This window comes from Methylobacterium sp. E-066 (assembly GCF_022829635.1).
GTDB lineage: Bacteria > Pseudomonadota > Alphaproteobacteria > Rhizobiales > Beijerinckiaceae > Methylobacterium.
Genome location: NZ_JAKSYO010000029.1, coordinates 1 through 21,424 on the forward strand (window position 1 = coordinate 1; position 21,424 = coordinate 21,424).

Consider the following 21,424-nt stretch of genomic DNA (forward strand, 5'->3'; position numbering starts at 1 on the left):
GGGCCAGGCGGGCGACAACGTCGGCGTGCTGCTGCGCGGCACCAAGCGCGAGGACGTGGAGCGCGGCCAGGTCGTGTGCAAGCCGGGTTCGGTGAAGCCGCACACCAAGTTCAAGGCCGAGGCCTACATCCTGACCAAGGAGGAGGGCGGCCGGCACACGCCGTTCTTCACCAACTACCGGCCGCAATTCTACTTCCGGACCACGGACGTGACCGGGGTGTGCGAGCTGCCGGAAGGCACCGAGATGGTGATGCCGGGCGACAACGTGACCATGGACGTCACGCTGATCGTGCCGGTGGCCATGGAGGAGAAGCTGCGCTTCGCCATCCGTGAAGGCGGCCGCACCGTCGGCGCCGGCGTCGTCGCCGCCATCAACGACTAAGCCAGGACGGATCGGCGCGTCGCGGAAGGCGGCGCGCCGGCCCAGACCGGGAGACAGTGCGCCGTTTGCGGCTTGCGGACAGTCGAGGCGCACAAGCATTCCGCTCCCGTCGAAGTGCCGGACCTCGATGTTCAGGTTTGATGTGACTCGCGCCGGCCTTCGTCTTGACGGAGTTCCGGCGTTGCTTTGACGTGTCCCTGCCGTGTTCCGGTGGGGACTCACATGACCGCAGGTTTCATTCTCCGCGCCTTGTGGCTCCTTGCGTTGATCTGTGTCGGGTCTCCGATCTCGCCCGGCGCGGCGCGCGACGATGCTTTGCGTGACGGGCGGTTCCGCGACGAGGTAGCGGCGCTGGTCCGGGTCCTGCGGCCGGAGGCCGAGATTCGTCTCGATTCCGATCCGGCGCAGATCCATGTCGGCGCCAGGACGATCGCGCTCACCAATCTGTACCCGCGCGTCGCCATGCTCGCCGGCGCGGAACGCCGGCAGGCCATCGAGACGTTTCTCGCCGACGTCTTCACGGGTTCCGAGCTTGCACCGGATCCCGGGGATTTCGCGGCCGTCACATCGCGGCTGCGCGTGCAACTCGTGCCGGAGGAGATCCTGCGACAGCACGCCGAGATCGCGCACCGCCGCTTTTCCGAGACGCTGTTCGTCGTCTACGTGCTCGACGAGCCGAAGCGCTACCGATACGTCACCCGTGCGATGCTCGCGGACTGGCAGGTCGATCCTGCCATCGTGGAAGCGATGGCCGTGAAGAACCTCGCGGCGACCTCGAAGGACGCGCCGTTCAACCTCGGTCTCGGGGATGGCGTCCCGATGTTCGCCATCGCCGAATCGGGCGACGATTACGACGCCGCGCGGCTGCTGGTGCCGGACTATCTCGAGCAGATACGCAGTGCCCTGAAGGCCGATAGCATCACCCTGGCCGCCCCGACCCGGGATGCGCTCATGGCGTGGCCCGCCGACAGCGCTGGTCGGCGCGACCTGGCAGCCGAAGTGAGCAGGCAGCTGCAGGCCGGCCCGTATGGCCGCAGTGATGAGCTGTTTCGCTTCGACCGGAGCGGGTTGCGGCCCCTGACCGCTGCGGAGCGGGCGGATCACGGCCGGTGATGCGGCGCGGTCGCGGGGTTCCCCAAAGGATCTCGCCTTGGGCCGTCATTCGACGCTGCGAGGGGCATATTTGACCCTCGCGAGCCTGTCTGTGTCGCCGAACCTCTTGCAAGCGCCGCCGCGATCGGGCATTGGGCGGGACGCTAGGAGTGTAGCTCAACTGGTCAGAGCGCCGGTCTCCAAAACCGGAGGTTGCGGGTTCGAGTCCCTCCACTCCTGCCAGATATCTCACTCACCCCCGCGCGGTCGCCCGGTCGACAAGCCGGCGGAGTTGCGCTAGAGCGGGCGCAATCCGAGATCTGAAGCGACCGTCGGTGCGGGCCCGTCCAGGCCCTAAGCGCCGGATGTTCGCGTTCCCGGAAGCAGGCCCTGCCTCGGGCCCGCGCACGCAAATAACACTGGCGCCATGGCATCGAACGAAGCGACCAAGAAGGTGGATGTGGCGCGCGGCGCGGCTCGCGGTCCCGCGAACACGCCGCCGGCCCGTCCGGCCACGCCCGCCAAGGTGCCGCAGAAGCGCGTGACCCCGGGTGAGTTCTTCTCCCAGGTCCGTGACGAGGCCCGCAAGGTCACCTGGCCGTCCCGCCGGGAGACCACCATCACCACCATCATGGTGTTCGTGATGGTGGTGGTCACGAGCCTGTTCTTCACGGTGGTCGACCAGGCCCTGCGGTTCGTGGTCGGCCTGGTGCTCGGCCTCTGAGGGGGCGATATCGATCGGGGGCGACCTCGCAGACTTGTCGGAGTTGAACGGAACCGTGTCGAAGCGCTGGTACATCGTCCACGCCTACTCGAACTTCGAGAACAAGGTCGCGCAGTCCATCAAGGACCAGGCGGCCCAGCGCGGGCTGACCGAGCTGTTCGACGAGGTGATGGTCCCGACGGAAAAGGTCGTCGAGGTGCGCCGCGGCCGGAAGGTCGATGCCGAGCGCAAGTTCTTCCCCGGCTACGTCCTGGTGAAGTGTGACCTGACCGACGAGGTCTACCACCTCATCAAGAACACCCCGAAGGTCACGGGCTTCCTCGGCGCGGACAAGTCGAAGCCGGTTCCGATCCCCGACGCCGAGGCGGAGCGGATCAAGGGTCAGGTCGCCGAGGGCGTCGACCGGCCGAAGCCGTCGATCGCGTTCGAAATCGGTGAGACCGTTCGGGTCGCCGACGGCCCGTTCGCGAGCTTCAACGGCACCGTCGAGGAGATCGACGAGGCCCGCTCCCGCCTCAAGGTGGCCGTGTCGATCTTCGGCCGCGCCACCCCGGTGGAGCTGGAATACGCCCAGGTCGAGAAGGCCTGAGGCTTCAAGGAATTCGGCGGCCGGTTCTTCGGCCGTCCACGCTCTTCCGGCCGGCGCTGCGCGTCGGTCGCGAAGCGGCCGTCCCCGTTAGGAGGCGGTCTCACACGCGGGAGATCCGCCCGGCCTCGCCTCCGGGATCCACGGATCGCACCGCGACCTGCAATCGTCCGACCCGCCCGCGCTTAGGCAGCCCGGCGGCGGACGCAGTTTTGGGAGATATCCCATGGCGAAGAAGATCACGGGCTACGTGAAGCTTCAGGTCCCGGCCGGCGCGGCGAACCCGTCGCCCCCGATCGGCCCCGCGCTCGGTCAGCGCGGCCTCAACATCATGGAATTCTGCAAGGCCTTCAACGCGAAGACCGCGCAGATGGAGAAGGGCACCCCGATCCCGGTGATCATCACCGCGTATCAGGACCGCTCCTTCACCTTCGAGATGAAGCAGCCGCCGGTCACCTTCTTCCTGAAGAAGGCGGTCGGTCTGAAGATCGGCAAGAAGCCGGCTTCCGGCTCGAAGACCCCCGGTAAGGGCCCCTCCGTCGGCAAGATCTCCGAGGCGCAGCTGCGCGAGATCGCCGAGAAGAAGATGCCCGACCTCAATTGCGACTCGGTCGATGCGGCCGTCGCCATGATCCGCGGCTCTGCCCGGGCCATGGGCCTCGAAATCACGGCCTGAGGGAGGACATCATGGCACGCGAAGGAAAGCGCATCCGCGCCGCCCGCGAGGGCATCGAGGTGACCAAGCTCTACCCGCTCGATGAGGCGATCAAGCTGGTCAAGGAGCGGGCGACCGCGAAGTTCGACGAGACCATCGAAGTCTCGATGAACCTCGGCGTCGATCCGCGTCACGCTGACCAGATGGTCCGCGGCGTCTGCAACCTGCCGAACGGCTCGGGCCGGACGGTCCGCGTGGCGGTCTTCGCCCGCGGCGCCAAGGCGGACGACGCCAAGGCGGCGGGTGCCGACATCGTCGGCGCGGAGGATCTCCTGGAGATCGTCCAGAGCGGCAAGATCGAGTTCGATCGCTGCATCGCCACCCCGGACATGATGCCGCTCGTCGGCCGTCTCGGTAAGGTGCTGGGCCCGCGCGGCCTGATGCCGAACCCGAAGGTCGGCACCGTCACCATGGACGTGAAGAGCGCCGTGGCCGGCGCCAAGGGTGGCTCGGTGGAGTTCCGCGTCGAGAAGGCCGGCATCGTCCATGCCGGCGTCGGCAAGGTCTCGTTCGACGCCGACAAGCTCGTCGAGAACATCAAGGCGTTTGCCGACGCGGTCGCCAAGGCGAAGCCCGCGGGCGCCAAGGGCACCTACGTCCAGCGCATCGCCGTCACCTCGACGATGGGCCCGGGCGTGAAGGTCGAGCCGAGCACGGTTCTGACCGCCTGAGGCTCAGTCCCGAACCGATCCTCAGAGAAACGCCCGGCCGGAAACGGCCGGGCGTTTTGCGTTGCATGCTCCAGCACCAAGTCCCGGGTGGATAAGACGCGGCCCTTTCCCGGACGCCTGGAACGACATTGGAAGGTGATCCGGGACCCAGCATGAGACCTGCCGCGGAGCGGCTCAGGCGAGGTGCGACGGCATTGCGAGGGACGCTTCGCGCCCTCTTATGCTGGGTCCCGGGTTGCATTCCGCTGGCGCTGCATGCGCCCGGGAAAGGGCGTCGTCGAATCGGCAAAACTTCGTCATATCTGCCTCCCGTGCTGGGGAGGTGGGTGATGGAGCGCCGGTCCCACGTCTACATGCTCGCCAGTCGGCGGAACGGAACGCTCTACACCGGCTCAACGACCGACCTCGCCCGGCGCGTCCATGAGCATCGCACCGGTGCGATGCCCGGGTTCACCCGTGACTACAGCGTGACGATGCTGGTTTGGTACGAAGAGTATTCCCGTATCATCGACGCCCGCATCCGGGAGTACGCGATCAAGCGATGGCGCCGAGCGTGGAAGCTCGCGCTGATTGACGCATTCAACCCGGCTTGGCGCGATCTCTACGAGGATCTCGGGTTTTGAGCCGCTGCGCGGCGCGTCCCATGCTGGGTCCCGGGTCGCATTCCGCTGGCGCTGCATGCGCCCGGGAAAGGGCGTCGCGGTTCATCCTGCACTGCCCTTTCCCGGACAGGTGCAGCGAAGCGGAACCTGATCCGGGACCCAGCGGAAGAGTCGCCGCGTAGCGGCTCTTTAGCACCGCCCTTCACGTCATTCTCAACCGTTAAGGGGGGCGCCATTCGCTACGGCTGTGCTAGATAAGCCCTCATGCGCAGCACTGTCTCCGTCACGACCCGCCGACGCATCCTGTGCGTCTTCCCCGCCTACACGCCGTCCTTCGGCACGTTCTCGCACGCCTACCCACTCATGGGTGGCGTCAAGGCGTTCATGCCTCCGCAGGGGCTCCTGGTGATCGCGGCCTACATGCCGGAGAGCTGGGAGTACCGCTTTATCGACGAGAACATCCGGCGCGCCTCCGCCCAGGATTTCGCCTGGGCCGACGCCGTGTTCGTCTCCGGGATGCACATCCAGGAGGGCCAGATCCACGATATCGGCCGGCGCGCCCATGCGGCCGGCAAGGTCGCGGCTTTGGGCGGCCCCTCGGTGTCCGGCGCCCGCGAGAAATATCCGGATTTCGATTACCTCCATGTCGGCGAGATCGGCGACGCCACCGACCGGCTGATCGAGCGCCTCGACGCCGACGTCGTCCGGCCGCACCAGCAGGTGGTGTTCGAGACCGGTGAGCGCTTGGCGCTCTCCGACTTCCCGGCCCCGGCCTACGAGGCGGCGCCGCTCAAGCGCTACCTGATCGGCTCGCTGCAATTCTCCTCGGGCTGCCCGTATCGCTGCGAGTTCTGCGACATCCCGCAGCTCTACGGCCGCCAGCCCCGGCTGAAGAGCCCGGAGCAGATGTGCGCCGAGCTCGACGCCATCATCAGCCAGCCCGGGCACCCGGCGGTGGTCTATTTCGTCGACGACAACTTCATCGCCAACCGCAAGGCGACCCGCGAGATGCTGCCCCATCTCGTGGCATGGCAGAAGAAGAACGACTACCCGCTTCAGTTCGCCTGCGAGGCGACCCTCAACATGGCCAAGCAGCCCGAGATCCTCGAGCTGATGCGCCAGGCCAACTTCATGACCGTGTTCGTCGGCATCGAGACGCCGGAGGAAGACGCGCTCAAGGGCATCGACAAGACCCACAACGCCGCCGTGCCGATGTACGGGGCGATCGAGACCCTCAATTCCTACGGGCTCGAGGTCACCTCGGGCATCATCCTGGGGCTCGATACCGACAGCGACCAGTCGGAGCAGAACCTGATCGACTTCATCGACAAGTCGGCGATCCCGGTGCTGACCATCAACCTGCTCCAGGCCCTGCCCAAGACCCCGCTGTGGGACCGGCTGGAGCGCGAGGGCCGGCTGGTCCACGACGCGGCGCTCGAATCGAACGTCCTGTTCAAGCGTCCGCACGACACCGTGGTATCGAGCTGGCGCCGGGCGATTGCCCATGCCTACGAGCCGGAGCAGCTGTTCGCCCGGTTCAAGCACCAGTGTGAGACCACCTACCCGAATCGGATCGTGACGCCGACCAAGGGCAAACTCACCTTCACGAACCTGCGCCGCGGCCTGATCCTCGGTTTCAACATCATCACGCGGGTCGGGCTGCTCTCGGATTACCGCAGGCCGTTCTGGAGCGCCGCGGGCTACGCCCTGAAGCGTGGGCAGATCGAGGCGGTGTTCAACATGGGCTTCGTCGCCCACCACCTGATCCGCTTCACCCGAGAAGCCCTGCGGGGCGAGCACAACGCCTCATTCTACGCCGCCAAGGCCGCGGAAGCCGAGGATGCGCAGCGGCGCTCGTGGTGGGAGAACGCGCGGCGCAAGCTGGTGCCGGAGCGCGAAGCGGCCTAGCCTGGGGCCGGATGCCTCGGCAGCAGGGAAGCCGCGTCATGGCTGATATCGACCTGAGCCCGGATCTCGACCGCTTCGGGAGGTCTCAGAGCCTGTTTGACCGTGTGATCGCAGTCGCGTGACGGCTCTGACTGACGTGTATCCCAATCGTCCCCTCATCCTGAGGTGCTGCGCAGCAGCCTCGAAGGAGCCCTCCAGGGATCGCGCGGCTGGCTGGAGGGCTCCTTCGAGGCCTCCGCTGCGCTTCGGCACCTCAGGATGAGGCCGAGGATGGGAAAGACCGGTTAAACAGGCTCTGACGTTCCAAACGTCCAGGAGGAGATCGCGCTTCATCCGGGGGACGGTGCAGGTAGCCGCCGACCCTTCTACCGGAAACCCGTGTGATTGCCGGTTCGTCAGCCCGCCTGGACCAGCCAGCAGGATGCGCGCAGGCTGACGATCCCGCCCTCCGCGTGCGGGCGCAGGGCCGCGGTGACGGCGGCTTCTGCCCGGGCCCGCAGATCGGGCTCGGCCTCGCGGATGAGCCGCGCGGTCGGCCCGAGATTGAGCGCCACGTGCGCCGCAGCCTCCGCCGCCTCGGACTCGGTGCCGCCCCGGCCGAGCACCACGTCCCGGTCGATCGCGTCGCACGCCACGGTCCCGAAACCGGCGCCGCGCAGCAGCGCGACCAGCAGCCCGTCATCGGCGAAGCGGAACGGGCCCGGCGTATCCGGTGTCGGCGGTGGCGGGATCTCCGGCAGAAGCGGCACCACCGCCTCGCGCGGCACCGTCACCCAGAGGTTTTCCGGTAGTCCCCGCCAGCACAGGAAGGTCAGGCGGCCCTCCGGACCGAGCATCCCGCGGATATTGGCGAAGGCCCGGGCCGAGTCCGGGAAGAACATCACCCCGAAGCGCGACAGGGCTTGGCTGTAGGCGCCGAGATCGGCACGCTCCACATCCGCCTCGACGAACCGGATTGGCGCGGCACCTGTCTCCGCCTCGGCGCGGCTCCGGGCGACCGCCAGCAGTGGCGCCGAGATGTCCGCGCCGGTCACCGTGCCCTGCGGCCCGACCCGGTGGGCGGCCTCCAGGGTCGTGGCGCCCGAGCCGCAGCCGATATCGAGCACGGACTCGCCGGGGCGGAGCGCCGCCCGGGCGAACAGCGCCTCGGTCAGCGGCGCGAACACCGCGTCGAGGACCGCCTGGTTGCGGGCCCAGCGGGTGCCGACCTCGCCGTTCCAGTACTCGGTCTGGGTGATGCCGCCGGCCATCGCCGCCCTCCCCTCAGGCCGTGGTGACGGCGACCGACAGGTCGGGCTTGTGGTTCAGGGTCTGGAACACGACGCAGTAGCGCTCGGTGAGCTTGAGCAATTGCGCGAGTTTGTCCTCCGGCGCGTCGGTGTCCAATTCGAAGAACAGCCGAATGCTGCGAAAGCCCACCGGCGCCTCCTTGTCGACGCCGAGCGTTCCGCGAAAGTCGAGGTCGCCCTCGGCGCTGACCGTGCCGGACCGGAGCGGGATCTCCAGCGCGGTCGCCACCGCCTTCAGGGTCACGCCGGCGCAGGCGACCAGGGCTTCGAGCAGCATATCGCCGGAGCACAGCTCCAAACCGGATCCGCCGCTGGCCGGGTGCAGCCCGGCCTCCGCGATGGCGCGGCCGGTCTCGACCTTGCAGGCGATCTTGGTGTCGTCCAGCGTGCCCCGGGCCTTCAGGGTGACCACCGCCGAATCCGGGGCCGAACGGTACTGGTCCTTGATCGGAGCCTGCAGGGCTCGCAAAGCGGTGGCGTCCATGGGGCGTCGTCCTCTCGGTGTCCCGGGCTCCTCTTGGGCGGGAGCCTCCGGGACGCGGTATAGGCGCCCCGCTCAGGGACGGGAAGCGCGGCTCGTCAGCGCCGCCACCGCGTCGGCCAGGGCGTCCACCTGCGCCTCCGCGTGGGCCGCCGAGAACGCCACGCGCAGCCGCGCGGTCCCGGCCGGCACGGTCGGGGGGCGGATCGCCACCACTAGGAAACCGGCGGCTTCCAGCGCCGCCGAGATGGCGAGCGCCGCCTGCGCGTCGCCGACCAGCACCGGCACCACCGCGCTCTCGGCCTCAGGCAGGCCCAGGCGGGCGGTGAAGCGCCGGGCGAGCGCCAGCGGGCGCGCCCGGCGCGCCGGCTCCTCCTCCAGGATCGCCAGCGCTTCGAGCGCCGCGGCCGCCGAGGCGGGGGGCAGACCGGTGGTGTAGACGAAGCTCCGGGCGCGGCTTGTCATCAGGTCGATCACCGGCCGCGAGGCGCAGAGATAGCCGCCATAGGAGCCGAGCGCCTTCGACAGGGTGCCCATCTCCAGCGGCGCCCGCGGCCCGTCCACGACCACGCCGATCCCGTGGGCGTCGTCCACCAGGGTCCAGGCGTCGAACTGGTCCGCGACGCCCAGGATGTCGCCCAGCGGCGCTCGGTCGCCATCCATGCTGAACACCCGCTCGGTCAGGACCAGGGCGCGGGCGTGGTGCGGGCGGTGCTCCGCGAGCGTCTTTGCCAGATCGCCCGGATCGTTGTGGCGGAAGGTCAGCACCTTGGCGCCCGACAGCCGTGCCCCGGCCCACATGCAGGCATGGGACAGCGCGTCCAGCACCACGAGATCGCCGCGCCCGGCGAGCGCCGGGGTGATCCCGAGATTGGCGAGATAGCCGCTGCCGAACACCAGGGCGGCCTCGGTGCCCTTGTGCCGCGCCAGCCGATCCTCCAGCGCCCCGAGAACCGGATGGTCGCCGGTGACCAGCCGCGACCCGCCCGCCCCGGCCCCGTAGGCCGCGACCGCTTCCTGTGCGGCGGCGACCACCCGCTGGTGGTGCGACAGGCCGAGATAATCGTTGCAGGAGAACGACACGAGCGCCCTGCCCCCGCGCGCCGCCGCCGCCCCGGAGCCGCGCTCGGTGGGCGTCAGCCGCCGCCGCAGGCTGCCGGCCTCCAGGGCGTCGAGTTTCGTGCGGGCGAAGGCGTCGAGGCTGTCCATCGGGTGGGTGATGGGGCCGCGGGCGCGGCGGATGTCAAGGTGGCGGAAGCCGAGGGGCGATTGACACTGACGCAGCCGCAATTATGGTACGATCATTCCAAAACAGGAGTGGCGTGTGGCCCGGCCCAGAGAATTCGATGAGGACCGTGTCCTCGACGCCGTGATGGAGACCTTCTGGCGGACCGGCTTCGAGGGGACCTCGGCGCAGGCGCTGGTCGACGCCACCTGCCTCGGGCGCGGCAGCCTCTACGCGGCTTATGCCAGCAAGACCGGGCTCTTCGAGCAGGCGCTGCGGCGCTACCAGCGGCGCGCGCAGGACCATGTCGATCAGCTCCGCCAGCCGGGCTCGCCCCTGGCGCGGCTGCGCGACCTGATGGCGGGCATCGTCGAGGCCGATCTCGCCGAATCGGACAGGCGCGGCTGCCTGGCGACCAACAGCGCCATCGAGATGTCCGGTCGCGACCCAGGCGTGGCCGAACTCGTGCGCGACAATTTCGGCATCCTGACCCGTGGGATCGCGGAGACGATCCGGCGCGGCCAGGACGCGGGCGAGATCCGCGCCACCGCGGATGCCGAGACCCTGGCGCTGTTCGTGTTCAACGCCGTGCAGGGCTTGCGGGTTCTGGCCAAGACGACGCTGGCACAGGACCGCGCGAAGCTGATCGCCGTCATCGACCAGACCTTGGCGGCGCTGACGTAGCGCCCCTTTTTTGGCTTATTATGGAACGGATATTCCAAAACCATCGCGAATTAGGAGATCCCCATGACAGATCGCAAGCCGCCCGTGTCCGTCACCGTCCTCGGCACCGGCCTGATCGGCGCCGCCGTGGCCCGCAACCTCGCCCGCAAGGGATTTGGCGTCCGCGTCTGGAATCGGACGCCCGAGAAGGCCCGCGCCCTCGCGGCGGACGGCGCCGAGCCGGTCGATCGGGCGGCCGATGCGGTTCGCGACGCCGAGATCGTCGTGACGGTTCTGAAAGACGGTCCCGCCGTGCGCGAAGCCATGGTGGCGGCCTTGCCGGGCCTGCCCAAGGGGGCGATCTGGCTCCAGCTTAGCACCGTCGGCGTGGGCGCGATCGAGGCGCTCGCGGGCTTCGCCGCCGAGAACGACCTCGTCCTCTACGATGCGCCGGTGCAGGGCACCCGCCAGCCTGCCGAGCAGGGCCGGCTGGTGATTCTCGCCTCCGGGCCGGTCAGCCGGCGCCCCGAGGCCCAGACCGTCTTCGATGCCGTCGGCCAGCGCACGCTCTGGGTCTCCGAGGCGCCGGGCGGGGCCAGCAGACTCAAGCTCGCCCTCAACGCGTTCGTGTTCGCGCTCACCCACGGCGCGGCCGAATCGCTTGCCATCGCCAAGGCTCTCGGCCTCAATCCAGCCCTGGTGATCGAGGCCGTGACCGGCGGACCGCTCGACAGCCCCTATGTCCAGGCCAAGGGCGGCGCGATGCTCAAAGGCGACTACGCCACCAATTTTTCCGTCGCGAACGGGCTGAAGGATGCCGGGCTGGTCATCGAAGCGTTCGCCGGGACCGGCATCCGCGCCGACTTGGCTGAAGCCGGTCTCGCCCGCTTCCGGCGGGCGGCGGAGGCCGGCCATGGCGGCAAGGACATCGCCGCATCCTTCCTGGTCTGATGGGGGCTCCGATGACGGTCTCTGAAACCGTGCACCGATCGACCGTGGCAGGCGAGGTCGGTTCCGGACGCCTCCCGGTCGGCCAGCTCCTGGCGTTCACGGTTGCGGGGTTCCTCGCCATCATGACCGAGACCTTGCCGGCCGGCCTGCTGCCGCAGATCGGCTCCGGCCTCGGCGTCTCCGAGGCGGTGGCGGGCCAGACGGTGACGCTGTACGCGCTGGGTTCGGTCGTCGCCGCCATTCCGGTGATCGCCGCGACGCGCAGCTGGAACCGACGCCTGCTGTTCCTCCTGGCGATCGCCGGCCTGCTGGTCTTCAACACGGTGACGGCCGTGTCCGCAGATTTCGGCCTGACCCTCGTCGCACGCTTCATCGCCGGCATGGCGGCGGGCGTCGTCTGGGGGCTGGTCGCGGGCTATGCCCGGCGCCTGGCGCCGCCGCATCTGCAGGGCCGTGCGCTCGCGATCGTCGGCGTCGGCCAGCCGATCGCGCTCTCCCTCGGCGTCCCGCTCGGCGCCTGGCTCGGCAGCCTGTCCGACTGGCGGCTGGTCTTCTGGATCCTGTCCGCTTTCGCCCTGCTCCTGCTCGCCTGGGTGCGGCTGGGCGTGTCCGATTTCCCCGGCCAGGCGCCGGATCGGCGCGTGCCGGTGCGAGCGGTCTTCACGATCCCGGGCATCCGGTCGGTCCTGCTGACGCTGTTCGCCTGGATCCTCGCGCACAACATTCTGTACACCTACGTGGCGCCGTTCCTTGGCACGACGGGAACCGATCTCCGGGTCGATCTCATCCTGCTCGTGTTCGGGGCCGCGTCGGTCGTCGGCATCTGGGCGACGGGCGTGCTGGTGGATCGCCACCTGCGCGGCCTGACGCTGCTGAGCCTCGCCGCCTTCTCGGCCGCGGCGCTGCTGTTGGGACTGTCGCACGGATCTCCGATCCTGGTTCTGGTCGGCGTCGTGGTCTGGGGCCTGACCTTCGGAGGCGCCCCGACCCTGCTGCAGACGGCGCTGGCCGATAGCGCCGGCGAGCAGGCCGACGTGGTGCAATCCATCTTCGTCACCGTCTTCAACCTGGCCGTTGCGGGCGGCGGCGTGGTCGGCGGATTGGTGGTGGATTGGGCCGGCGCCGAACTTCTTCCCTGGACGCTGCTGCCCTTAGCTATCCTCGCGCTGGCGGCGACGTGGCGGGCGACAACACATGGTTTCCGGGTCGGGGGCCGGGGGGCGCGCTGAACGATGGTGACCGGTGGCTAGAACCGTGCCCGACCACGTTGGGTCGGGTCACGCCTCTAAATCTTTGTTTTGACGCGCTCTCTTGCGTCGAACCGGAGCCACTTCGTCAGAGAGCGCTCTAGGCGTCGATGAGGCTTTCGCCCAGAAACCAAAGAGCGTGCCAGTCATCGTTCACGACTGCGATCTGACGCATCACCGAGCGCAGAAGATGGCGTCGGCGCGGCAGCGGACGGAACGACAGATCCACGCCCAATTCCTTCTCGACCGCCCGGACGAAGGGCTCGGTGCAGTCCTTGGCGATATGGGCGAAACCGTCGCTATAGTGCCGCTTCAGCGATGCGTCGCGTGCGTAATAGATCTTCGGGATTGGGATGAAGACAAAGCCGGCCTCGCGCGCGCGCGATTTCAATGATTCGTTCAAAAGATACCACACCACGAGCCGGTCGCGCAGGGGGCCGTGCGGTTGCTGCGCATGGGCTCCGCGCGGGGGATCAAACGGCGGGACGATCCCAAGGAGACTGACCCTAGGTCGGGGCTCGAGGCTATCGAGTGAAGCGTGCAGGGCCGCGAAGTAGCGATCAACGAGATCGGTGACGGCCTCCTGGTACGTCCATCCTTTCTCACCGGCCACGCGGATCAGATGCCGGCGTACGTCGATCTCGCCGAAGACGAAGATGTAGTCGTCGCCTGGAGCGGGTTTGAGCGAGGCGAGAAGTTGTTGGACCCCGTCGCGGCCAGCACGGTGCATGGTATGCCCTGGCAGGCAGTAAGCTGTCGCAGCCCGTGCGCGCGCAAACAGGTAGTGGCCATGGCTATCGCCAAAGACGTAGACAGACATGACGGATACGCTCAGTAGGCAAGCTAGCACATTTATGCGTTACTTCGGCGCATCTGACTATAGCGCGAGCGCAACAGAGAGCGGGCTAGACAGTTTTTCTCCGCATAAACTCGAATCATCCGCAATCGCCAATGTAACGCTGATGCTATGCGGTCTGCTGACGTAGATTTTTGCTCGACGAAGCCAGCAAAATACGCTAAACTTAATTGAGTATATTGGAAAGAACTTATAGATGAGCGCGCATATATCCTGAAGTGTGCCTGGTCTTGTCGTTAGCCTCCGACAAAAATCCTTGCTGAAGTTGGGCATTCTAGCTTTCATATCGGCCGGCCTGGATTTTTCGAGCCGGGCTTCATGTGGGCGGACCAACATGGTGCGGCCCTATGCTCGATCCCCGCGCGGTGAGCGCTGTCGGATCTCTTTGCCGCACGGGGACGACAAGACCACTACCGTCACCGCCGCCCTGCGCAGTCGCGGCCTCGTCGCCACCACCTTGTTCGACGGAGCCACCAACGGTGAGCGTTTCCGAGCTTATGTCACCGACACCCTGATCCCCGTGTTGAAACGCGGCGACACGGTCATCCTCAACAACCTGCCCTCATATAAAGTCGCCGGCAGATCATAGCGGCTTCGGCCGGTTCGCGCGGAATCACGCTTCTGCTTGACCGCTTCGGCCCTGCCGCCCATCCCTCCGCCATGACGTCCGATCGACCCTCGAAAAAGAATCTCTGGCGGCCCTACACGCAGATGCGGCTGGCGCCTCCGCCCCTGGAGGCGGTGGCGACGCACGGCAGCCGTATCGTGCTGGCCGATGGCCGCGAGCTGGTGGACGGCATCGCCTCCTGGTGGACGGCGGTGCACGGCTACAACCATCCGCACATCGCCCAGGGGGTCGCCGGCCAGCTGGCGCGGATGCCGCACGTGATGTTCGGCGGCCTGACCCATGCCCCGGCCGAGCGGCTGGCGGCGCGGCTTGCCGCTCTGCTGCCGGGGGATCTCGACCACGTCTTCTTCAGCGATTCGGGCTCGGTCGCCGTCGAGGTCGCGCTGAAGATGGCCGCCCAGATGTGGCTCAACCGCGGGATGAGCGGCCGGACCAAGGTCCTGGCCTTCCGGGGCGGCTATCACGGCGACACGATGGGCGCGATGTCGGTCTGCGACCCCGAAGAGGGCATGCATCGCCGCTTCGGCGCCTACCTGCCCAGCCAGGTTTTTTGTGACCTGCCGCGGAGCCCGGCCAAGACCGAGGCACTCGACTCGGCGCTCGCGGCCCATCGCGAAACGCTGGCCGCCGTGATCGTCGAGCCCCTGGTCCAGGGCGCGGGCGGCATGGTCATGCATCCGCCGGAGGTGCTGGCGACGATCGCGCGCCTCGCCCGCCGCCACGGCCTGCCGCTCATCGCCGACGAGATTTTTACCGGGTTCGGCCGCACCGGCAGCCTGTTCGCCTGCCAGCAGGCCGGGATCGTGCCGGACATCCTGTGCCTGTCGAAGGCGCTCACCGGCGGCACCATGGCGCTCGCCGCCACGATCGCCCGGACGGAGGTGTTCGATTCGTTCTGGTCCGAGGATCCGGCGGCGGCGCTGATGCACGGCCCGACCTTCATGGCCAATCCGCTCGCCTGCGCGGCGGCCAATGCCAGCCTCGACCTGTTCGAGACCGAGCCACGCCTCGACCAGGCCCGAGCCATCGCGCGCCGGTTCGCGGACGGGCTGGCCGAGCTGAAGGGGCTGCCCGGGGTGGCGGATGTCCGGACCCTCGGCGCCATCGGGGTGGTGCAGTTCGCCCACGCCCCCGACCTCGCGGCCCTCAAGGCGGCCTTCCTCGACTGGGGCGTCTGGGTGCGGCCGTTCGGCGACATCGTCTATCTGACCCCCGCCCTGACCATCCCGATGGGCGATCTCGACCGGCTGATCGCGGCGGTCGTGGCCGTCGTTCCCGGGCAGGCCGCGGCGCTCTCCTGAGCGCATCCGCCACACGATCCCGCGAGCTGTCGCCACGCCGGCCTGCAACCCGGAACCGTTTCTGCCGTTGGGCTCACGGCTGACAACGCGTACGGCGGCCCTCGCGGTCGGACGCTGCCGGAGGGAGTACACAGTGGCGAGCGAGCAGACGGTTTCGGGCGGCGATCGGCCGGTGATCCTCCTCGTCGAGGACGAGGCGCTGACGATCATGGACCTCGGGGACGTGCTGGAGGATGGCGGCTACGACACGGTGCAATGTGCCTCCGCCGAGCGGGCGCTCAGCATCCTTCAGGCGCGACCGGATATCTGCGGGCTGGTGACGGACGTCCAGCTCTCGGGAAAGACCGACGGGTTCGACCTGGCGAGCGCGGTGGCGGAGGCCCGGCCGCACTTGCCGATTCTCATCGTGTCCGGACGGGCGGCTCCCGACCCCGCCCGCATGCCGTCCCACGCCGACTTCATCGCCCGGCCCTGCACGGGCGAGGACATCCTCGACCGGCTCAAGCGCCTGATGCCCTGTTGAGCGGAGCGCCTTTTCGGCCCCCGTCATCGCATCGTCACCGGCTCGCGCCACAGGAACTGACGCGGCCGTGGGACGGGAGTGGACGGTGCAAGTTCAGGATGGTCCGGCGGCCGCCGGCATAGATGCGGGCGCTCCGGTGGGCGACAAGCAGAAACGCGATCGTGAGATCAAGGACGCGGGCGCGTCGGAGAGCTCCTCCAAGAAGATGCGACCGCCCGGCGTGCGCAGCGTCGGGTGGGCCTTGGTGCAGGCGGCCCGCCTGCACCGAGCCCGCACCGGCGACCGCCTCGCCAAGCTCGGCCTCTTCGCCGGGCAGGAGCAGGTCGTGCAGGCGCTGGCCGCGGCCGGCACCATGACGATGGGCGATCTCGCCGCCCTCCTGCGGGTGCGGCCCCCCACCGCCTCGAAGACGGTGACCCGGCTGGCCGCGCTCGGCATCGTCGAGCGCCGGGCCGAATCGGGCGACGGGCGCGTGGTCCGGGTGCAGCTCACCGAGGCCGGCCTGGCCAAGGCCGAGGCGATCGAGCGGATCCAGGAGGAGGTCGAGGCCGAATTGCTCGACCATCTCGACAAGACCGATCGGCGCCGCCTGCGCAAGCTCCTGCGCAAAGCCGCCCGCGGCCTCGCCGAGGCGGCCGGCGCCTCCGGCCAGATCACCGAGGTCGACGCCGAGATCGAGGCGGAGGACGAGGCGGAGGCGCTTTCTATCTGAGAGCCGGTCTGATTTCGCGATCTCGCTTGAGATCTGGTTTGGAAGACGGTTCCGAGCGACGGATATCCTAATATCTCCCCTCATCCTGAGGTGCTGCGCAGCAGCCTCGAAGGAGCCCTCCAGGGATCGCGCTGCCGGCTGGAGGGCTCCTTCGAGGGCTCCGCTCTGCTACGCCACCTCAGGATGAGGTCCAGACGGGGAAAAACCGGTCAAACAGGCTCTGAGAGCCTCAAAAGCATCATCCCGAACGGTGGTTGCCACCTTTCGGGATGAGCCTGTCGCAGGATGATGTCGGAAAACCGGATTCCACCTTAGGTTCGCGCAGCCCAAAGGTGATGATGTGAGCGCCCAACGGCGCAGGTTCGAGGCGCAATCGCCCTTGCAAACCGCGATGCGCCCCCTCTCCCGTGCGGGAGAGGGTTGGGGTGAGGGACCAGGTTTTTCCGGAAATCGCGCATCCCTCACCCTGTCCCTCTCCCGCACGGGAGAGGGGACCCGCGCCACATCCGGCGATGTGGCAATCCGATAGCCCCAAGGGAGAGGGAAAACGCGTGGCGTTTCTGGCGCTTACGACCGAACGCAAGGGGTGAATTTGGTGGCCCGTCCGTTCAGGCCGCGCGCTTCCAGGCCGGGAACGGGTCCGGCAGGTGGCGATAGGCCTCGGGGTCGAACGCCGCCTCCTCGCTGGCCTCGACCAGGCAGGCATCCAGGGCGGCGGTGAGCGCATCGCGGTCCATGCCGGTGCCGATGAACACCAGTTCCTGGCGGCGGTCGCCCCAGACCTCGCTCCAGACCGCGTCGAGGCGCTCGCGGAACTCGGGCGCCTCCGGCCAGCGCCGGCGCGGCACGGCCGACCACCAGAACCCCATCGCCGAGACCCGGGCCACGGCGCCCGCCAGGGAAAAGTCCCCGACCCAGTCCGGCCGCGTCGCCAGCCAGAAATGGCCCTTGGCCCGGATCAGCCCCGGCCAGGTCGCGTTGACGAAGGCGTTGAACCGCTCCGGATCGAACGGCCGCCGGGCCCGATAGACGAACGAAGAGATCCCGTATTCCTCGGTCTCCGGCACGTGTTCGTGGGCGCCGTACAGCTCCTTGAACCAGAGCGGGTGGGCCTGCGCCTTCTCCTCGTCGAACCGCCCGGTCTCAAGGATCGCGTCGAGGGGCGCACGCCCGTGGTCGGTCTCCATGATGCGGGCATCGGCGTTCAGGCCGCGCACCACCGAGCGGACCAGGGCGAGGTGCTCGGTCGAGACGTCCTGCGCCTTGTTGATCACCACCACGTCGGCGAACTCGATCTGCTCCACCAGCAGGTCGACCAGGGTGCGGGTATCCTCGGCGCCGGCGGTCTCGCCGCGCTCGCGCAGGAAGGCAGCCGAGCCGTAATCCTTGAGCAGGTTCACCGCGTCGACCACCGTCACCATCGTGTCGAGGCGGGCGAGATCCGAGAGCGAGCGGCCCGCTTCGTCCCGGAACGAGAAGGTCGAGGCGATCGGCAGCGGCTCGGCGATGCCGGTGCCCTCGATCAGCAGGTAGTCGAACCGCCCCGCCTCCGACAGGCGGCGGACCTCGTCCAGCAGGTCGTCCCGGAGGGTGCAGCAGATGCAACCGTTGGTCATCTCGACCAGCGTCTCGTCGGTCCGGGACAGGTCGGCGCCGCCGGCCCGCACGAGGTCGGCGTCGATGTTCACCTCGCTCATGTCGTTGACGATCACGGCGACCCGGCGGCCATCGCGATTGTTGAGGACATGGTTGAGCAGCGTGGTCTTGCCGGCCCCGAGGAAGCCGGAGAGGACGGTGACGGGAAGGCGGGGATCGGGCTTGGTCATGCAACAAACAAAACGTTATAACGTTTCAAAGTCAACCGTCGCTGGAAGGCTCTGTGAAGGGTCGAGGGGCCAGCGCTTTCAAGGTGTTTGGCCCCGTGCGCGTCGTGGGATCGGGGCTCCTGAGCAGATCACGCGCGCCCCTTCCCGGACAGGTGAAGCGAAGCGGAACCTGATCCGGGACCCAGCACACGAAGCGCCGCGCCAGCGGCACAGGTCGATCGGACGGACGCTTCGCGCTGTCGTGTGCTGGGTCCCGGGTCGCATTCCGCTGGCGCTGCATGCGCCCGGGAAAAGGGCCGTGCAGACCGGCTCGACACTATGTCACGGCTCTCAGCTCAACATCTTGAAAGGCCTGGGTCGAGAGGCCGAAACGTTGCAATGATGTAACGTTTCCATGCGATCGCGACGGGACGCGCGATCGGCCCTTGCATCGACCCACCGCGGCACGTGAATGAAACATTATAACAGTATGTGAGTCTCGATGCCTTCCTCGCTCCGTCTCGCTTTCCTGGCCAGCACGATCTTGTCGGCGCCCCTCTGCACCGGTCTTCTGACGGCTCCGGCGCAGGCGCAGCAGGCTGTCACCCTCGACCAGATCAGCGTCACCAGCCCCAGCCCGATCCAGACCGGTCAGCCCACGGTCGGGACCGCGGCCCCGCTCCAGACCGGCATCCTGCCGGTGGCGACCAACACGTTCTCGCCCGTCACCGTGGTGACCCAGGATCAGATTGCCCGCGACCAGCCCCGGACCCTGGGCGATGCCCTGTTCGACCGGCCCGGCATCTCGTCCACCACCTACGCGCCGGGCGCGGCCTCGCGGCCGATCATCCGCGGCCTCGACAATGCCCGGGTGCGCATCCAGGAGAACGGCATCGTCAACGGCGGCGTCTCGGATCTCGGCGAGGACCACGCGGTGCCGGTGAACCCGCTGGTCTCCGACCGGATCGAGGTGATCCGCGGCCCCGCGACCCTGCGCTACGGCTCCGGGGCCATCGGCGGCGTGGTCTCGGCCGACAACAACCGGGTGCCGACCTTCATCCCGGCCAACGGCGTGCAGGGGCAGGTCACCAGCGGCTATTCCAGCGTCGACAACGGCCGGCTCGGCGCCGCGACGGTGGATGCCGGCGGCGACGGCATCGCGGTCCATGCCGACGGGTTCAGGACCGCCAGCGACAGCTACGCGATCCCCGGCGGAATCCAGCGCAACTCCTACACTGAGTCGCAGGGCGGCGCGGTCGGCATCTCGGCGATCGGCGACCGCGGCTTCGTCGGCATCTCGTTCAGCCACTACGACGCGCTCTACGCGATCCCGGGCGGCGTCGCCGAGCAGGACCGCACCCGCCTGACCCCGAACCAGGACCGGGTCCTGTCGCGGGGCGAGTACCGGCCGCTGGACGGCCCGTTCGAGGTGATCCGCTACTGGGCGGGCTACTCGGTCTACCGCCACAACGAGATCGGTATCGGCGAGGACGGGATTGAGGGCGTCCAGGCGATCTTCAAGAACCGCGAGGCCGAGGGGCGGCTGGAGCTCCAGCACGTCCCGGTCGACACGCCGTTCGGCCGGCTCACCGGCGCTCTGGGCTTCCAGTCGGACCGGCGGGTGATCAACACCCAGCTCGAATCGTTCCTGCCCAAGACCGAGTCCCGGGCCAACGCGGTCTACCTGTTCGAGGAGCTGGAGCTGCGCCCCGGCACGCGGCTGCAGGCGGCGGGCCGCTACGAGGTCGACCGGCTGTCGAGCACGGCCGCGCAATTCCCCGCGGACTTCACGCCGGTCGACGGGCAGGACCCGTTCCTCTACGCCCGGACCCGGCGCTTCGCCCCGAAGAGCGCCAGCATCGGCGCCCTCCAGGACCTGCCCTTCGGCTTCGTAGCGAGCCTCAACGGCTCCTATGTCGAGCGCGGGCCCACCGGCTACGAGCTGTTCTCGCAGGGGCCGCACGACGCCACCGCGACCTTCGAGATCGGCAATCCGGACCTCAAGAAGGAGCGCGCCCGCACGGTGGAGGCCAGCATCCGCCGCGCGGAGGGGCCGCTGCGCCTCGACGCCACCGGCTATTACACGCGCTATACTGGCTTCATCTACCGCAACTTCACCGGGCTCACCTGCGGCGACGACTTCGCCTCCTGCGGCAGCGGCACCGAGAACCGGCAGATCGTCTACCAGCAGCAGAACGCCACCTTCTACGGCGCCGAGATCATCGGCCAATACGACCTCCTGCCGGTCGGCGACGGTTTTGCCGGCGTCGAGGCGCAGTTCGACTTCGTGCGCGCCCAGTTCGACAACGGCACCAACGTGCCGCGCATCCCGCCCTACCGGCTCGGCGGCGGACTCTACCTGCGGGCGGATGGCTGGTTCGCCCGGGTGAACCTGCTCCACGCCTTCGACCACCAGGCGACCGCCCTGTTCGAGACCCCCACCCCCGGCTACGACGACCTGCGCGCCGAGCTGAGCTACACGAAAGCGATCGATCCGGCGGTCTACGGCGCGAGCACGATCACCCTCGGCGTCCAGGGCCGCAACCTGCTCGACGCCGACATCCGCAATTCGACCTCGTTCAAGAAGGACGAGATTTTGTTGCCGGGCCGGAACGTGCGGTTGTTCTTGACCGCGCGGTTCTAGGGACGGTCCGGGGCGGCAGGCGCACTGGATACGGTTCTCACGCGACGGCGTGTGAACCTCACCGTCATTGCGAGCGCAGCGAGGCAACCCAGGGCAGCGCGCGATCCCCGAACCGTGCCCCCTCCCTGGGGTGCTTGCCTCCCCTCGCATTGAGTGGACTTCGGAGACAGCTCGTCCCCCCCCAGAAAAGTCATCCCGCGGCCCGGGGCACGGCCGCCGGGTGTCCCGGCTCGACCACCCCCGTGGCGGGCACGGTTCCGTCTCCGCTGAGCGCGTCCGCCACGGCGTCGGGCGCGATCGCGGCCTCGGTGGCGGCCTCGCCGGGCATGGGAGGCTCGGCGGTGCTGCGGGCGGTCTCGCGGCGGGGCGGCATGTCGGCGCCGGCATGCTCGTCGGCGACGCGGGCCACGGCCTCGGCG

19 protein-coding genes, 1 tRNA gene and 3 pseudogenes are annotated in these 21,424 nt (G+C 68.5%); 17 read left to right on the forward strand and 6 right to left on the reverse strand.

Going from position 1 to position 21,424, the window contains the following annotated elements:
- The 9 genes and pseudogenes from tuf to MKL20_RS01715 form a co-directional block, all read left to right on the forward strand.
- Nucleotides 1–382, forward strand: a pseudogene (gene tuf, locus MKL20_RS01675) (elongation factor Tu); the annotation flags it as partial.
- A gap of 222 nt (nucleotides 383–604) precedes the next feature.
- A complete protein-coding gene (locus tag MKL20_RS01680) occupies nucleotides 605–1,495 on the forward strand; it encodes a DUF1444 family protein (RefSeq protein WP_244035220.1) in 891 nt (296 codons plus the stop codon).
- Between the two features lie 145 nt (nucleotides 1,496–1,640).
- Nucleotides 1,641–1,717: transfer RNA gene (locus tag MKL20_RS01685), tRNA-Trp, on the forward strand.
- A 184-nt stretch (nucleotides 1,718–1,901) separates the two neighbouring features.
- Nucleotides 1,902–2,198, forward strand: a complete 297-nt coding sequence (secE, locus tag MKL20_RS01690) for a preprotein translocase subunit SecE (protein WP_007566058.1) — start codon at nucleotides 1,902–1,904, stop codon at nucleotides 2,196–2,198.
- A 55-nt stretch (nucleotides 2,199–2,253) separates the two neighbouring features.
- A complete protein-coding gene (nusG, locus tag MKL20_RS01695) occupies nucleotides 2,254–2,787 on the forward strand; it encodes a transcription termination/antitermination protein NusG (protein ID WP_007566056.1) in 534 nt (177 codons plus the stop codon).
- Between the two features lie 223 nt (nucleotides 2,788–3,010).
- The gene (gene rplK, locus MKL20_RS01700) at nucleotides 3,011–3,460 is read left to right on the forward strand and encodes a 50S ribosomal protein L11 (protein ID WP_243962137.1); all 450 of its coding nucleotides are present in this window, start codon (nucleotides 3,011–3,013) and stop codon (nucleotides 3,458–3,460) included.
- Nucleotides 3,461–3,471: 11 nt separating this feature from the next.
- Complete coding sequence (gene rplA / locus MKL20_RS01705; RefSeq protein WP_058194670.1) at nucleotides 3,472–4,170, forward strand: 50S ribosomal protein L1; 699 nt, start codon at nucleotides 3,472–3,474, stop codon at nucleotides 4,168–4,170.
- 329 nt (nucleotides 4,171–4,499) lie between these two features.
- Complete coding sequence (locus MKL20_RS01710; protein WP_244035221.1) at nucleotides 4,500–4,793, forward strand: GIY-YIG nuclease family protein; 294 nt, start codon at nucleotides 4,500–4,502, stop codon at nucleotides 4,791–4,793.
- 243 nt (nucleotides 4,794–5,036) lie between these two features.
- Nucleotides 5,037–6,680 carry a B12-binding domain-containing radical SAM protein gene (locus MKL20_RS01715; protein WP_244035222.1) on the forward strand — a complete coding sequence of 548 codons (1,644 nt, stop codon included), beginning with the start codon at nucleotides 5,037–5,039 and terminating at the stop codon, nucleotides 6,678–6,680.
- A gap of 395 nt (nucleotides 6,681–7,075) precedes the next feature.
- Here the strand turns inward: MKL20_RS01715 and MKL20_RS01720 are convergent, their stop codons facing one another.
- The 3 genes from MKL20_RS01720 to MKL20_RS01730 form a co-directional block, all read right to left on the reverse strand.
- A complete protein-coding gene (locus tag MKL20_RS01720) occupies nucleotides 7,076–7,930 on the reverse strand; it encodes a class I SAM-dependent methyltransferase (RefSeq protein ID WP_244035223.1) in 855 nt (284 codons plus the stop codon).
- A 13-nt stretch (nucleotides 7,931–7,943) separates the two neighbouring features.
- Nucleotides 7,944–8,453 carry an OsmC family protein gene (locus MKL20_RS01725; RefSeq protein WP_244035224.1) on the reverse strand — a complete coding sequence of 170 codons (510 nt, stop codon included), beginning with the start codon at nucleotides 8,451–8,453 and terminating at the stop codon, nucleotides 7,944–7,946.
- Nucleotides 8,454–8,525: 72 nt separating this feature from the next.
- Nucleotides 8,526–9,659, reverse strand: coding sequence for an aminotransferase class I/II-fold pyridoxal phosphate-dependent enzyme (locus tag MKL20_RS01730; protein WP_244035225.1), 1,134 nt, complete (start codon nucleotides 9,657–9,659; stop codon nucleotides 8,526–8,528).
- A 115-nt stretch (nucleotides 9,660–9,774) separates the two neighbouring features.
- Here MKL20_RS01730 and MKL20_RS01735 point away from each other — a divergent pair, with 115 nt between their 5' ends.
- The 3 genes from MKL20_RS01735 to MKL20_RS01745 all read left to right on the forward strand — a co-directional run bounded on the left by MKL20_RS01735 (nucleotide 9,775) and on the right by MKL20_RS01745 (nucleotide 12,518).
- Nucleotides 9,775–10,359 carry a TetR/AcrR family transcriptional regulator gene (locus MKL20_RS01735; RefSeq protein WP_244035226.1) on the forward strand — a complete coding sequence of 195 codons (585 nt, stop codon included), beginning with the start codon at nucleotides 9,775–9,777 and terminating at the stop codon, nucleotides 10,357–10,359.
- Nucleotides 10,360–10,422: 63 nt separating this feature from the next.
- Complete coding sequence (locus tag MKL20_RS01740) at nucleotides 10,423–11,289, forward strand: NAD(P)-dependent oxidoreductase (protein WP_244035227.1); 867 nt, start codon at nucleotides 10,423–10,425, stop codon at nucleotides 11,287–11,289.
- An 11-nt stretch (nucleotides 11,290–11,300) separates the two neighbouring features.
- Nucleotides 11,301–12,518 carry an MFS transporter gene (locus MKL20_RS01745; protein ID WP_244035228.1) on the forward strand — a complete coding sequence of 406 codons (1,218 nt, stop codon included), beginning with the start codon at nucleotides 11,301–11,303 and terminating at the stop codon, nucleotides 12,516–12,518.
- Between the two features lie 118 nt (nucleotides 12,519–12,636).
- Here MKL20_RS01745 and MKL20_RS01750 read toward each other — a convergent pair whose 3' ends face one another.
- Entirely contained in the window at nucleotides 12,637–13,356 is a 720-nt protein-coding gene (locus tag MKL20_RS01750; RefSeq protein WP_244035229.1) for a hypothetical protein, read from the reverse strand.
- A gap of 364 nt (nucleotides 13,357–13,720) precedes the next feature.
- Here MKL20_RS01750 and MKL20_RS01755 point away from each other — a divergent pair.
- From MKL20_RS01755 to MKL20_RS01770, 4 genes and pseudogenes are all read left to right on the forward strand, one after another.
- Nucleotides 13,721–13,972 (forward strand): annotated as a pseudogene (locus MKL20_RS01755) (transposase); the annotation flags it as partial.
- 80 nt (nucleotides 13,973–14,052) lie between these two features.
- Nucleotides 14,053–15,321: an adenosylmethionine--8-amino-7-oxononanoate transaminase gene (locus tag MKL20_RS01760; protein WP_244035230.1), complete on the forward strand. Its 1,269-nt coding sequence runs from the start codon at nucleotides 14,053–14,055 to the stop codon at nucleotides 15,319–15,321.
- A 133-nt stretch (nucleotides 15,322–15,454) separates the two neighbouring features.
- Entirely contained in the window at nucleotides 15,455–15,844 is a 390-nt protein-coding gene (locus MKL20_RS01765; RefSeq protein ID WP_243942436.1) for a response regulator, read from the forward strand.
- Between the two features lie 85 nt (nucleotides 15,845–15,929).
- Nucleotides 15,930–16,556: a MarR family winged helix-turn-helix transcriptional regulator gene (locus tag MKL20_RS01770; RefSeq protein WP_243962522.1), complete on the forward strand. Its 627-nt coding sequence runs from the start codon at nucleotides 15,930–15,932 to the stop codon at nucleotides 16,554–16,556.
- Between the two features lie 608 nt (nucleotides 16,557–17,164).
- Here the strand turns inward: MKL20_RS01770 and zigA are convergent.
- Nucleotides 17,165–18,382: a zinc metallochaperone GTPase ZigA gene (gene zigA, locus MKL20_RS01775; protein ID WP_244035231.1), complete on the reverse strand. Its 1,218-nt coding sequence runs from the start codon at nucleotides 18,380–18,382 to the stop codon at nucleotides 17,165–17,167.
- Nucleotides 18,383–18,863: 481 nt separating this feature from the next.
- Between zigA and MKL20_RS01780 the strand changes: the two genes are divergently transcribed.
- Nucleotides 18,864–21,005 (forward strand): TonB-dependent receptor, encoded by a 2,142-nt coding sequence (locus MKL20_RS01780; RefSeq protein WP_244035232.1) that lies wholly within the window; start codon nucleotides 18,864–18,866, stop codon nucleotides 21,003–21,005.
- 190 nt (nucleotides 21,006–21,195) lie between these two features.
- Here the strand turns inward: MKL20_RS01780 and MKL20_RS01785 are convergent.
- A pseudogene (locus MKL20_RS01785) lies at nucleotides 21,196–21,424 on the reverse strand (hypothetical protein); the annotation flags it as partial.

Bases quoted from the DNA above. Each gene is read 5' to 3' on its own strand.
- rplK (WP_243962137.1), top strand. From the start codon at position 3,011: ATGGCGAAGAAGATCACGGGCTACGTGAAGCTTCAGGTCCCGGCCGGC.
- MKL20_RS01760 (WP_244035230.1), top strand. From the start codon at position 14,053: ATGACGTCCGATCGACCCTCGAAAAAGAATCTCTGGCGGCCCTACACG.
- MKL20_RS01680 (WP_244035220.1), top strand. From the start codon at position 605: ATGACCGCAGGTTTCATTCTCCGCGCCTTGTGGCTCCTTGCGTTGATC.
- MKL20_RS01745 (WP_244035228.1), top strand. From the start codon at position 11,301: ATGACGGTCTCTGAAACCGTGCACCGATCGACCGTGGCAGGCGAGGTC.
- MKL20_RS01710 (WP_244035221.1), top strand. From the start codon at position 4,500: ATGGAGCGCCGGTCCCACGTCTACATGCTCGCCAGTCGGCGGAACGGA.
- MKL20_RS01730 (WP_244035225.1), bottom strand. From the start codon at position 9,659: ATGGACAGCCTCGACGCCTTCGCCCGCACGAAACTCGACGCCCTGGAG.
- rplA (WP_058194670.1), top strand. From the start codon at position 3,472: ATGGCACGCGAAGGAAAGCGCATCCGCGCCGCCCGCGAGGGCATCGAG.
- MKL20_RS01715 (WP_244035222.1), top strand. From the start codon at position 5,037: ATGCGCAGCACTGTCTCCGTCACGACCCGCCGACGCATCCTGTGCGTC.
- MKL20_RS01740 (WP_244035227.1), top strand. From the start codon at position 10,423: ATGACAGATCGCAAGCCGCCCGTGTCCGTCACCGTCCTCGGCACCGGC.
- MKL20_RS01720 (WP_244035223.1), bottom strand. From the start codon at position 7,930: ATGGCCGGCGGCATCACCCAGACCGAGTACTGGAACGGCGAGGTCGGC.
- MKL20_RS01725 (WP_244035224.1), bottom strand. From the start codon at position 8,453: ATGGACGCCACCGCTTTGCGAGCCCTGCAGGCTCCGATCAAGGACCAG.
- MKL20_RS01750 (WP_244035229.1), bottom strand. From the start codon at position 13,356: ATGTCTGTCTACGTCTTTGGCGATAGCCATGGCCACTACCTGTTTGCG.
- MKL20_RS01780 (WP_244035232.1), top strand. From the start codon at position 18,864: ATGCCTTCCTCGCTCCGTCTCGCTTTCCTGGCCAGCACGATCTTGTCG.
- zigA (WP_244035231.1), bottom strand. From the start codon at position 18,382: ATGACCAAGCCCGATCCCCGCCTTCCCGTCACCGTCCTCTCCGGCTTC.
- secE (WP_007566058.1), top strand. From the start codon at position 1,902: ATGGCATCGAACGAAGCGACCAAGAAGGTGGATGTGGCGCGCGGCGCG.